The following is an 11,342-nucleotide window of genomic DNA, read 5'->3' as shown; positions in this document are numbered from 1 at the left end:
GTGGACACTGGCGTCAGCCTTTTCCGGTTCCGACGAACAGCCGGTCGAGCCCGAACAGCCTGTCCAGCGCCAGCAGCAGGATGGCGGTCAGGGCGATCAGGCAGGCGGAGACGGCCGCAATCAGCGGATCGATATTGTCCTGGATGTAGAGGAACATCCGGACGGGGAGCGTGGTGGTGGCGGGCGAGGCGATGAAGACGGTCATCGTCACCTCGTCGAAGGAGTTGATCGCGGCGAGCAGCCAGCCCGAGACGACGCCCGGCAGGATCAGCGGCAGCGTCACACGCCGGAAGACCACGGCCGGGCTCGCGCCGAGCGAGATCGCGGCATGCTCGATGCGCCGGTCGATGCCGTAGGAGGCGGCGAGAACGAGGCGCAGCGCAAAGGGAATGATCACGATGATGTGGCTCAGCACCAGCCCGAGGAAGGTCCCGGAGAGGCCGATCTGCGTGAAGAAGCGCAGGAAGGCGATGCCCAGCACGACATGGGGGACCATCAATGGCGACATGAACAGGGCTGTCATCGCCTCGCGGCCGGGAAAGCGGTAACGGGCGATGGCGAGCGCGGCCGGGACCGCGAGCCCGATCGCGACGGTGGAGGAGAGCGCTGCGAGCCAGAGCGAGTCGCGGAAAGCACGCAGGAATTCGGGATAGTCGAGGATCGCCTTGAACCAGCGCAGGCTCCAGACTCGGCCGGGCAGAGAGAGATAACCCTCCGGCGTGAAGGCGACGAGGCAGACCACCACCAGCGGCGCCAGCATGAAGACGACGAAGAGCGTGTGGAACAGGACGGCGAAGGGACCGTTGCGGCTCATTCGAACACCTGTGAATAACGGCGCTCGACCAGCCGGTTGGCGCCGACGGTGAGGATGACGAGGGCGGCCAGCAGCAGCACGGCGACGGCGGCGCCGAGCGGCCAGTTCAACGTGTTCAGGAACTCGTCATAGGCGAGCGTCGCTGCGACCTTGAGCCGCCTGCCGCCGATGATTGCGGGCGAGGCGAAGGCGCTCGCCGCCAGCGCGAAGACGATGATCGAGCCTGAGAGGATGCCCGGCACGATCTGCGGCAGGATCACGCGCCGCCAGATGGTCAGGCGCGAGGCGCCGAGCGAGAGCGCGGCGTTCTCGATCTGCGGGTCGAGCCGCTGCAGCGAGGCCCAGACCGCGAGGATCATGAAGGGGATCAGCACATGGACGAGCGCGATCACCACGCCGGTCTCGGTGAACATGAATTCGAGCGGCTGGCCGATCAGCCCGAGCGCCATCAGCCCACGGTTGACGAGGCCGGTCGAGCCCAGCAGCAGCGCCCAGCCGAGTGTGCGTGCGACGACCGAGACCAGCAGAGGCCCGAGGATCGCGAGCAGGCAGATGCCGCGCCAGGCCGGCGACATGCGGTTGAGGATATAGGCCTCGGGCACGCCGATCAGGACGGCGAAGAGCGTGACCAGCACGGCGATGCGGAGCGTGCGCAGGAAGACTTCGAGGAAATAGCTGTCGCTGAAGATCTCGCGAAAATTCTTCAGCGTGAACTCGGCGACGATGCCCTTGTACTGGCCCCAGTCGTAGAAGGCGAGCAGCACGGTCATGCCGAGCGGGATGATGACGAGGGCGAGGAAGATGGCGAGTGCGGGGCCGGTCATCCAATAGGGCGTTGCGCGAGCGGAAACGTCCGGGCTCATGAGCTTGGGCCCTCCGCCAGCAGCGCGGCGTCGCCGGGGCCAAAACGGAGTTTCACCGTCTCGCCTTCGCGGGGAACGGGCGAGCCGTCATTGTGCCGGATCAGGGTGACCGTGCCGGCGGCGCTCTCGGCGCTCAGCAGCCAATGCGCGCCCTGAAAGATGCGCGAGGTGATGCGGGCGGCGAAACCGGGGGCGCCATCGAGCGCAAAGCCGAGCCGCTCGGGGCGAACCGCGATACATAGTGCGCCCGAGCCTGCGCCCGCGAGCGGCACGGAGAGGCTGTCGATGACCACATGGCCGCTTCCGTCGCCGGTTGCCTTCAGGACGTTGGTCTTGCCGAGGAAGTTTGCGACGAAGGCGGTATCGGGCGCGCCATAGACGGCGTCGGGCGCGCCGATCTGCTCGACGCGGCCCTTGTTCATCACGACGATGCGGTCCGAGAGCGCCATGGCTTCGTGCTGGTCATGGGTGACGAGGATCGTGGTCGTGCCGATCGAGCGCTGGATCTGGCGCAGCTCGCCTTGCATTTCCTCACGCAGTTTGGCGTCGAGATTTGAGAGAGGCTCGTCGAGCAGGAGCAGCGAGGGCTTGATCACCAGTGCGCGGGCGAGCGCGACGCGCTGCTGCTGGCCGCCTGACATCCGGCGGGGATAGCGATCCTCGAAACCCTTGAGACCGACCAGCGCCATCGCCTCCAGCGTGCGCTTTTCGCGCTCCGTCTTCTCGATTCCGCGCATTTCGAGGCCGAAGGCGATGTTCTGCGCCACGGTCATATGGGGAAAGAGCGCATAGCTCTGGAAGACGATACCGAGGCCGCGCTTGTTGGGCGCGACCGCGCCGAGATCCTGGCCGTCAAGCAGGATGCGGCCGCGGTTGACCGAGGCGAAGCCAGCGATCATCTGCAGCGTCGTGGTCTTGCCGCAACCGGAGGGGCCGAGCAGCGAGATGAACTCGCCGCGCGCGACCGTAAGGTCGAGCCCCTCGACCGCAACCGCCGTGCCGTAGGACTTGCCGAGACCTTCGAGAACGAGATGGGACATGGATCCTGCGCGCTTCGTGAAGGAAATCACCGAAACACCGCCGTCATTCCAGACCGAGGTCCAGAATGACGGGATGACAGCGGAAGCGCCTTACCGCTCGACCTCGCGGTTCCAGCGCTTGGTCCATTCCTCGCGCTTGGCGTTGGCGACGTCCCAGTCGACCGCCTTGAGCGTCTTGACCTCATCGCCATAGGGCAAGCCCTTCCGCTCCTCCGGCGTCAGCGTAACCGTCATGTTGGCGGGGCCGAAGCCGGCGCCGGTCGCCATGATCTTCTGGATCGCGGGCGAGAGCATGAACTGGATGAAGGCGTTGGCCTCGGCCGCGTTCTTGGAGCCCTCGACCGGGCAGGCGGCGGAGCCCAGCGCGTAGCCACCCTCTTTGGGATACACGAATTCGACCGGGAAGCCGGTATCGGCGAAGGCCTTGACGCGGCCCGAACCCCAGACGCCGAGCACGGCCTGGCCGTTCTGGAACAGCTCGGTCATCTTCGCCGGCGAGGGTTCGTAGGCGACGATGTTCGGGTTGATGTCCTTCTTGAAGGCCTCGAAGCCCGGCTCGATGTTGTTCTCGCCGCCGCCAGCCATCTGGGCGAAGGCGATCAGGGCGTGCAGGCCATAGGTGTTGTTGATCGGCGGCACGACGATCTTCTTGCCGTAGGTCTTCGATTTCAGGTCGTTCCACGAGGTCGGGGCCGGCCACTTGTTCTCGTCGAAGACCTTCTTGTTGTAGAACAGGCCGGTGCCGACGAGGCCGAGGCCGACGCCCTTGTTCGACTTGAACTTCATCACCGGCGCCACGTCCTTGTAAACCGCGCCGTCGGTCAGCGTGCCGCAGAAGCCGAGCGCCACGGCCTGATAGGCCGGGCCATCGTCGACGATCGCGACATCGATCTGCTGGTTCCCTTTTTGCGCCTGCAATTTGGCGAGCGTGTCGGTCGAATTGCCGGCGACATATTCCACCTTGACGTTGGCCTGCTTCTCGAAGGCCGGGATGACCTCCTTGCGCATGGTCTGTTCGTAGGAGCCGCCATAGCCGGCGACATAGATGGTCTTCTGCTGGGCGAAGGCAGCGGAGCCGGCGAGTGCGGTCCCGGCAGCGAGCGCGAATGTGATGGCGAGTTTCACGGTATCCCCTCCTCGTTTTCGAGTGATGCCGTCAGGTTCGGGGCTGATCTCAAACTGGTCAAATCGAATGTTTCGTGCAAGCCATGCCGAAATGTTATGTCTGGTTTTGGGACCTGAGCATGCTGAATCCGCGCCAGATCGAGGCTTTCCGCACGGTGATCGTGACCGGCGGCATCACCGCGGCGGCGCAGGCGCTCAACATCACGCAGCCGGCGGTGACGCGCCTGATCCAGGACCTGCAATATGCGCTCGGGCTGCCGCTCTTCGTGAAGCGGGGCGCGCGGCTGGTGCCGACCAACGAAGCCTTGTCGCTCTATCGCGAGGTCGAGCGTCAGTTCGTCGGGCTGGAGCGCATCGAGAATGCGGCCCGCAATCTGCGCGACGGGCGGGCCGGCTCGCTCCGCGTCGCGGCGCTGCCGGCCTTCAATGTCGGTTTCCTGCCGCGGGTCGTCGGCAGCTATCTCAAGCAGAAGCCGGACCTGGAGATCGCGCTCTATGGCAGCATCTCCTCGCAGGTCGTGGACTGGGTCACCTCGGGCTTCTGCGAACTGGGCTTTGCGCAGCTCCCGCTGGATTTCCCCGGGATCGACATCGAGATCCTGCCGGCGATGGCGCCGGTCGCCGTGCTGCCGACCGGGCACAGGCTCGCGGCCAAGGCCGAACTGACGCCGGAGGATTTCGTCGACGAGCCCTTCATCTCGCTCGAACAGTCGACGCAGCTGCGTTATCGCATCGATGCCCTGTTCTCGGCCCATCGCGTCGCGCGCCAGACCCGTGTCGAGACGCCGCTGTCGATGATCGCCTGCGGGCTGGTCGCGGCCGGCGCAGGCTTGTCGGTGGTCGATCCGTTCACGGCGGCGGAATATCGCGGCCGGGGCGTCGAAGTGCGGCCGCTCAGGCCGGCAGTGACCTATGACATCGCCATCATCTGGGGCGCCGGCCGCTTCCGCTCCGCCATCGCGCTGGATTTCGCGGAAACGGTCCGGGCGGCGGCCCTGGCGTTCGCGGGGTCGGTTGCCGGTTGAAAGGCATTTGATCCAGCATCGACTTTTCCCGAGGACCGCGCGCCGCCTTCCGGGCCGATGCCCTAATCGCCGAACTGATGGACCCAGCCGGTCTGGCGCGCGAGACACCGCTCGCGTTCGTAAGCGGCGATCACGGTTTCCCGCGCGGCGCGGCGCAAAGGTCGCATCAGCGCCGGGCTCGACAGTGCTTCCTCGATGCGCTCCGCCAGCGCTTGCGCATCATGGAAGGGGGAGAGCAGGCCGTTGACGCCGTCGCGGATCACTTCCCTCACGGGCTCGGTATCGGAACCGACGACGAGGCAGCCGCAGGCCATCGCTTCGAGCAGCGACCAGGACAGGACGAAGGGGACGGTGAGATAGACATGGACGGCCGAGACCTGGAACAGCCGGATCAGGTTCTCATAGGGCAGCCAGGGGATATGGACGATCCGGTCTCCGAGCTCGGTCTCGGCGCACATCGCCTCGCGCCAGCTATTGCCGTCGGAGCGCGGGCGGCCATAGCCCGAGCCGTCGCCGCCGACCACGACGAAGAGCGCGTCGGGATGACGGGCCGCCAGGGTCGCTGCCGCGCGCATGAATTCGGGATAGCCGCGATAGGGATCGAGATCGCGGGCGACGAAGGTCACGACCGGCATGGCGGGCGTCAGGACGCGGCCGTCGGGCAGGACGAAGGAGGCCTCCGAATCCGGCCGGCAGGTTTGCGTGTCGATGCCGTCATGGCAGACGGCGATGCCCTGGCGATAGGCAGCCGGATATTGCCGGCGCTGCCATTGCGTCGGGGCATAGGCGGCGTCGAGCGTGTCGAGCGCGAGAAGCTGGGCTGCATTACGCATGCGTACGCGCTGGCGGTCGGCCGCGGGAACCGGCTCGTCGATACCGAAATCGAGGTCCGAGCCGGTGCTGCGGTAATAATATTCGCAATAGCCGATCAGCGCCGCATCGGGCAGCGCGTCGCGGGCGAAGAGCATGCCGCCCCAGCCGATATGGCCGAGCACGACATCGGGCGGGTCGCTGCGGTTCAGGCGCTCCATCAGCCGCGCCACCGCCTCGCCCGTGCGCAGGTGATATTCGGTGGCGGCGAGCGCCGGATGCTGGGTCGCGGTCTCGTCGACGGAATAGACGAGCTGGCGAACGCCCGGCGCCTCCTGCGCCGGACGTTCGGTGATCAGCGTAACCTCGACGCCTTCGGCGACGAGGCTGCCGATCAAAGCAGCGAATTGACCAGATCCTGTGCGATGAACGAATAGGACATGCATGATGCGAGCAGCACTCCGCTGTAGCGGAGCGCATCGTTCCACCACTGTTCGAGTTGGCGCAGGGTCTCGTGGGTCGTGTTGACGTCGGTCTCGCGATTGCTTTCGAGCCGCTGGCCGACCTGACTGGCCTCGTCGAGCAAGCGCAGCCGCTCGCACAGCATCTGCCCCTTCAGCGAGAGGGAGATGCGAGCCTGGCGGCGGTCGCGCGGCGAGGCGCCGCGGTCGAGATAGCCGTTCTCGACCAATTGCTTGAGATTATAGGAGGCGTTCGAGCCGCCATAATGGCCGCGATCCAAGAGATCGCGGACCGCGATCTCGCCTTGTCCGATCGTCATCAGGACCATCACTTGCGATGGCGAGATGTCGTCGACGCCGAGCTTGGACAGTTCGAGCCTGAGGTAGTCGAGAAAGCGCCGGCTGACACGTTCGATCACCCGGGCCAGGTCAAAAGGAGAAATTCGGCGATCGGGGACCTCTTCGAGGACCCCGGAACCATTCGCTGGATGGTGGCCGTTCAAGGAACCGCCTGTGAATTGCTCGCCGCCGTGCAATTTGAAGTGCATCCCTTACCCCACCTGATCAAAAACTAAATAGACCATCCGTTTTGCCTCCACGCGTCTCAACAAGCCTATTAGCAAAGCACATGCCATCTAGGTGAGCCAATAAATAAGATTGTAATCACCTTCAGATGTGCCGAAACTGTTTCGAAATTCAAAATTTCTCACGTTTCAGCCTTATTTGCTTCGCTCTGAGTCGGTGAGCTACGCTTCTAATCTGTCATAATCTTGACACTCCCTCCATGTCTCGTTGCTCGGACCGATGACGGGTTTTTCCCGCAGCTTTCTCGGATCCACACACCCTCACTCTCGGAGCCATGCATGAAGGCGATGAAGCCTGCGCCGGACGCACTGATCCGGAATCTCCAGCGCTCGTTCGTCGGTGGCCTGAGCTACGCGGCTTTCCTCAGCCTCTGCGTGAATCTGCTGCTGCTGACCGTCCCGCTGTTCATGATGCAGGTCCAGGACCGGGTGACCGTCAGCCGTAGCTACGACACGCTGACCATGCTCCTCGTCATCGCGGTCGGGGCGCTGGCGCTCTACGGCACGATCGAGTTCATCCGCTCGCTGACCTTCCAGGCGATGGCGAGCATCTTCGCGCGCAAGCTCAATCTGCCGGCCCTGCAGGCTGCCGTGAGTTCCTCGCTCGAACAGGGCTCGGGGCAGGCGACGCAGGCGATTCGCGATCTCAACGACATCCGCTTCTTCATCGCGAGCTCGGCGATCGCCACGCCTCTGGAGGCCATCTGGTCGCCGATCTTCCTCGCCGTGCTCTTCGCGCTGCACCCGGTCTACGGGCTCGTCGGTCTGGCGTCGCTGATCATCCTGCTCTTGCTCGGCGTGCTCTCGGACATGCTGACCCGCCGCATCCTCAAGGAGGCGAACGAGGCCGGCGTCGCCAGCATCAACGAGGTCGGGGCCAGCCTGCGCCATGCCGAGACGATCGAGGCGATGGGCATGCTGCCGGCGCTCGCCCGGCGCTGGCGCGGTCAGCAGCTCGCGATGATCGAGCAGCTCGACATGGGCACAAGGCGCGGCAAGTTCATCGCGGCCGTGACGCGCTCCAGCCGGATGACGATGCAACTCGCGGTCTATGCGACCGGCGCCATCCTGATCATCCGCAACGAGGTCACGGCGGGCACGCTGATGGCGGCGAGCATCCTGCTCGGCCGCTTGCTGGCGCCGTTCGATTCGATGATCACCGACTGGCGGCAATGGGTTCTCGCTGCCGCGGCCTGGAAGCGCGTGCGCGAGCTCGTGCTGAGCCGTACCTCGCAGCGCCAGACCGTGCCGACGCCGCCCTGCCAGGGCGATCTCGTGATCGACCGGGTCATCTACGCGCCGCCCGGCCAGGAGCAGACGGTGATCAAGAGCGTCTCCTTCACCCTGGAGCCGGGCGAGGTTCTCGGCGTGGTCGGCCCTTCCGGCGCCGGCAAGTCGACGCTGGCGCGGCTGCTCGTCGGCGTGCTCCGGCCCAATGTCGGCGGCGTCTATCTCGACGGGCACAGCACCTATCTATGGGAGCGTGGCTCCTTCGGCGCGATGGTCGGTTATCTCCCGCAATCGGTCTCGCTCCTGAACGGCACGATCGCCGAGAACATCGCCCGGATGCGCGATCCCGATCCGCATGCGATTCTGGAGGCGGCGCGTGTCGCCGGCGTGCACGAGCTCATCGGCCGCCTGCCGCTCGGCTACGACACCAATGTCGCTGACAGCGACTTCAATCTCTCCGGCGGCCAGCGCCAGCGCATCGGCCTGGCCCGGGCGCTCTACGGTTCGCCGCGCCTGATCGTGCTCGACGAGCCCAACGCCAATCTCGACGCGGAAGGCGAGCAGAGCCTGATCCGTGCCATCGCGGCGGCCCGTGAGAGCGGCGCCATCGTCGTGCTGATCGCGCACCGCCCCTCGGTGATGCAGGTCGTCGACAAGCTGCTCGTCCTGCGCGAGGGCCGCGTCCAGCAATTCGGCCCGCGTGGCGAGATTGCCGGCATGATCACGCCCGGCGGCCGGGTCGAGGTCGATCCTGCCGTCAAGGCTCCGGCCGCTCCCCCACAGGTTCGCGAGGTGAAGGCATGACCGGACGGTCCCTGATCAAGCGCCCCGAGCATTCGCTCACCCTCCAGATCGAGGCGGAGGTCCATGAGGAGCGCACGCCGAGCCTGCGCAATCTCGTGCTGGCCGGCGTCGCCGCGATCGGCGTCGGCTTCGGCGGTTTCGGCGCCTGGGCGGTGACGGCGCGGCTCGACAATGCCGCCGTCGCCACCGGCATCGTCGCGGTCGACAGCAAGCGCAAGACCGTCAGCCATCTCGAAGGCGGCATCCTCAAGACCTTGCTCAAGGCGGAGGGCGAGCGCGTCACGCGGGGCGAGCCGCTGCTGCGGCTGGAGGACGCGCGCCAGCGCGCCGAGTTGCAGCAATTGCAGGCCAAGCGCATCGGGCTGGAAGCCAAGCTCGCGCGCTTGCGGGCCGAGCAGACCGGGGCGGCGGCCATCGCCTTTCCCGAGGATCTCACGCAGATGGATTCGCCGATCGCGCGCGAGGTTCTGCGGGCCGAGCAGGGCTTGTTCAAATCCCGCGCCCAGGTCCAGGGCGGCAAGATCCATATCCAGCAGCGCGTCATCGAGCAGCATCAGGCCGAGGCCGATGCACTGAAGGCCCAGATCGACGCCACCACGCAGCAACGCTCGCTGATCGACGAGGAGGTCAGGATCATGGCCGAGCTCTACGAGAAGCGTTACGCCAAGCGCAGCCAGCTCGTCGAATTGCAGACCAAGCAGAGCGAATTGTCCGGCAAGGCCGGCGAATACGCCGCCCGCAAGGCCAAGGCCGAGCAGGCGGTCGCCGGCGCCAATCTCGAAATCCTTTCGATCAGCCTCGAACAGCAGAACGATATCGGCGGCGAGATCCAGGAATCCCAGCTGATGCTCTCCGAGGTGACCGAGCGCATCATCCAGGCCGAGGACGTGCTGCGCCGGCTGGTGGTGATCTCGCCGCAGGAGGGCATCGTCGCCAATATCCGGATGCGGACCGCCGGCAGCGCGATCGCGGCAGGCGAGGCGATCCTCGACATCGTGCCGGAGAACGAACCGCTGATCGTCGAGGCGAAGGTCGATCCGCGCGATATCGATTCGGTGCGCATCGGGTCCAGCACCCGCGTGCGCCTGACCGCCTTCAACTCGCGCCTGCTGCCGCCATTGGAGGCCAAGGTCAGCTATGTCGCGCCCGACCAGCTCGTCGACGAGAAGACGGGCATTCCCTATTTCGTCGTCAGGGCGGAGATCGATCCCGAGAGCCTGCGGGACCACAAGATCGCGCTGCATGCCGGCATGACCGCGGAGGTGATGATCGTCAACGGTGCCCGCCGGGCGATCGACTATCTGCTCTCGCCGGTCACCGACAGCTTCAACCGGGCCTTCCGGGAGGATTGAGGGGCGCCATCGACGTGGTGGCCGGCGGCTTCTGCCGGTTTCTCCTATATTTCGATTTTGAAAGTATATCTCTTGGAATATCGATAGAATATCGATAGAATATCGGTTGTAAAATAAAGACCAAATTATGTTGCGTCGCAAAATGATCATAATAAAACTCTTGCTGCGTCGCAGCTGTTGAGCAATCTTCCCCCGGTCGAATGATGGCCTGATCTACCGGAAGGCTGTCGTACCCATTCCTGGTCTTTTCGTTCCGCGGTGCGACCGTCGAACGTTCCAGGTTCATCAGATCGCTGAGGAGGTGCCGTATGGCAACGATCGAAGGAAGTGCATTCGACGACTTTTTGATTGGAAGTCGTTTCAGCGACGTGATCCTCGCCGGCGCCGGCGATGACATCGTCAAGGGTGGGGATCAGGTCGATTCCCTGTTCGGCGAAGAGGGTGATGACACGCTGTTCGGCGACGGTGGCAACGATGCCCTGTTTGGCGGCGAGGGCAATGACACCCTCTTCGGCGGACTCGGCGACGATGTCCTGTCCGGCGACGAGGGCAATGACGCCCTGTTCGGCGGCGAGGGCGACGATACGCTCATCGGAGGCGCCGGTGACGACATCATGCGCGGCAATGCCGGCGACGATGTCCTGATCGGCGGCGAGGGCAATGACGTCCTGCAAGGCGGCCCGGGCAACGACATCCTGCAGGGTGGCGCCGGCAACGACGTCCTCCAGGGTGGCGCGGGAGCCGATATCCTCAATGGCGGCGCCGGCGACGACATCCTGCAGGGCGGCGCGGGCGACGACATGCTGTTCGGCGGTGCCGGCAACGATATCCTGCATGGCGGCGGCGGCAGCGACACCTTCGTGTTCGCCGGCGGTGGCGGGAACGACGTCGTCCTCGACTTCCATGCCGGCACGGACATGCTGCAGATCGCGTCCGACATCAACGGCACGGGTGTCCACTCCGCGGAAGACGTGGCTGCGCGTGCCACGACCGTCGGCGGCAACACCATCATCGATCTTGGCAATGGCGACAGCCTGACCCTGGTCGGTGTCTCCGCCGACGACGTTCAGGCCGATCCGAACTCCTACTTCACGGTCGCCTGACCCTGATGCGACCCCTTGCCCGGCCGATGGCTGGGCAAGGGTTTGCTGCCCCGGAGCGCGCATGCCCCCGGAAAGTGTCCCCCCGCTTTCCGCAAGCGCTCCGGGATTCTCCGTGCCGCAGGAACGCCCCA

10 protein-coding genes are annotated in these 11,342 nt (G+C 65.4%); 4 read left to right on the top strand and 6 right to left on the bottom strand.

Annotated elements, in window-relative coordinates; translation table 11 throughout:
* Positions 1–13: 13 nt before the first annotated feature.
* The 4 genes from BLQ70_RS20515 to BLQ70_RS20500 form a co-directional block, all read right to left on the bottom strand.
* Positions 14–814, bottom strand: coding sequence for an ABC transporter permease (locus BLQ70_RS20515; protein ID WP_091860620.1), 801 nt, complete (start codon positions 812–814; stop codon positions 14–16).
* The gene (locus BLQ70_RS20510; protein ID WP_091860617.1) at positions 811–1,677 is read right to left on the bottom strand and encodes an ABC transporter permease; all 867 of its coding nucleotides are present in this window, start codon (positions 1,675–1,677) and stop codon (positions 811–813) included. Before BLQ70_RS20510 ends, BLQ70_RS20515 begins: the two co-directional genes overlap by 4 nt.
* Entirely contained in the window at positions 1,674–2,717 is a 1,044-nt protein-coding gene (locus tag BLQ70_RS20505) for an ABC transporter ATP-binding protein (protein WP_091860614.1), read from the bottom strand. The genes BLQ70_RS20510 and BLQ70_RS20505 overlap by 4 nt, the downstream gene beginning before the upstream one ends.
* 90 nt (positions 2,718–2,807) lie before the next feature.
* Positions 2,808–3,842, bottom strand: coding sequence for an ABC transporter substrate-binding protein (locus tag BLQ70_RS20500; RefSeq protein WP_091860611.1), 1,035 nt, complete (start codon positions 3,840–3,842; stop codon positions 2,808–2,810).
* A gap of 119 nt (positions 3,843–3,961) precedes the next feature.
* On the opposite strand from BLQ70_RS20500, the gene BLQ70_RS20495 reads away from it, so the two are divergent.
* On the top strand, positions 3,962–4,867 hold the full coding sequence (locus BLQ70_RS20495; RefSeq protein ID WP_091860608.1) for a LysR substrate-binding domain-containing protein: 906 nt from the start codon (positions 3,962–3,964) through the stop codon (positions 4,865–4,867).
* A gap of 62 nt (positions 4,868–4,929) precedes the next feature.
* Here BLQ70_RS20495 and BLQ70_RS20490 read toward each other — a convergent pair whose 3' ends face one another.
* Positions 4,930–6,075, bottom strand: coding sequence for a glycosyltransferase (locus BLQ70_RS20490; RefSeq protein WP_244512110.1), 1,146 nt, complete (start codon positions 6,073–6,075; stop codon positions 4,930–4,932).
* The gene (locus BLQ70_RS20485; protein ID WP_244512109.1) at positions 6,072–6,674 is read right to left on the bottom strand and encodes a MarR family transcriptional regulator; all 603 of its coding nucleotides are present in this window, start codon (positions 6,672–6,674) and stop codon (positions 6,072–6,074) included. Before BLQ70_RS20485 ends, BLQ70_RS20490 begins: the two co-directional genes overlap by 4 nt.
* Positions 6,675–7,001: 327 nt before the next feature.
* Between BLQ70_RS20485 and BLQ70_RS20480 the strand changes: the two genes are divergently transcribed.
* The 3 genes from BLQ70_RS20480 to BLQ70_RS20470 all read left to right on the top strand — a co-directional run bounded on the left by BLQ70_RS20480 (position 7,002) and on the right by BLQ70_RS20470 (position 11,211).
* Positions 7,002–8,756 (top strand): type I secretion system permease/ATPase, encoded by a 1,755-nt coding sequence (locus tag BLQ70_RS20480; RefSeq protein ID WP_091860602.1) that lies wholly within the window; start codon positions 7,002–7,004, stop codon positions 8,754–8,756.
* Positions 8,753–10,108 (top strand): HlyD family type I secretion periplasmic adaptor subunit, encoded by a 1,356-nt coding sequence (locus BLQ70_RS20475; protein WP_091860598.1) that lies wholly within the window; start codon positions 8,753–8,755, stop codon positions 10,106–10,108. Before BLQ70_RS20480 ends, BLQ70_RS20475 begins: the two co-directional genes overlap by 4 nt.
* Before the next feature lie 308 nt (positions 10,109–10,416).
* Positions 10,417–11,211 carry a calcium-binding protein gene (locus BLQ70_RS20470; RefSeq protein ID WP_061966233.1) on the top strand — a complete coding sequence of 265 codons (795 nt, stop codon included), beginning with the start codon at positions 10,417–10,419 and terminating at the stop codon, positions 11,209–11,211.
* Positions 11,212–11,342 lie beyond the last annotated feature (131 nt).

The organism is Allobosea robiniae (assembly GCF_900102525.1).
GTDB classification, from domain to species: Bacteria; Pseudomonadota; Alphaproteobacteria; order Rhizobiales; family Beijerinckiaceae; genus Allobosea; species Allobosea robiniae.
Note: the sequence above shows the minus strand (reverse complement) of the source record. Positions and strands in the feature narration are given on the sequence as shown.

What these genes read in the sequence shown, in the direction of transcription:
- BLQ70_RS20480 (WP_091860602.1), top strand. Translation starts at nt 7,002, where the DNA reads ATGAAGGCGATGAAGCCTGCGCCGGACGCACTGATCCGGAATCTCCAG.
- BLQ70_RS20475 (WP_091860598.1), top strand. Translation starts at nt 8,753, where the DNA reads ATGACCGGACGGTCCCTGATCAAGCGCCCCGAGCATTCGCTCACCCTC.
- BLQ70_RS20515 (WP_091860620.1), bottom strand. Translation starts at nt 814, where the DNA reads ATGAGCCGCAACGGTCCCTTCGCCGTCCTGTTCCACACGCTCTTCGTC.
- BLQ70_RS20505 (WP_091860614.1), bottom strand. Translation starts at nt 2,717, where the DNA reads ATGTCCCATCTCGTTCTCGAAGGTCTCGGCAAGTCCTACGGCACGGCG.
- BLQ70_RS20510 (WP_091860617.1), bottom strand. Translation starts at nt 1,677, where the DNA reads ATGAGCCCGGACGTTTCCGCTCGCGCAACGCCCTATTGGATGACCGGC.
- BLQ70_RS20470 (WP_061966233.1), top strand. Translation starts at nt 10,417, where the DNA reads ATGGCAACGATCGAAGGAAGTGCATTCGACGACTTTTTGATTGGAAGT.
- BLQ70_RS20495 (WP_091860608.1), top strand. Translation starts at nt 3,962, where the DNA reads ATGCTGAATCCGCGCCAGATCGAGGCTTTCCGCACGGTGATCGTGACC.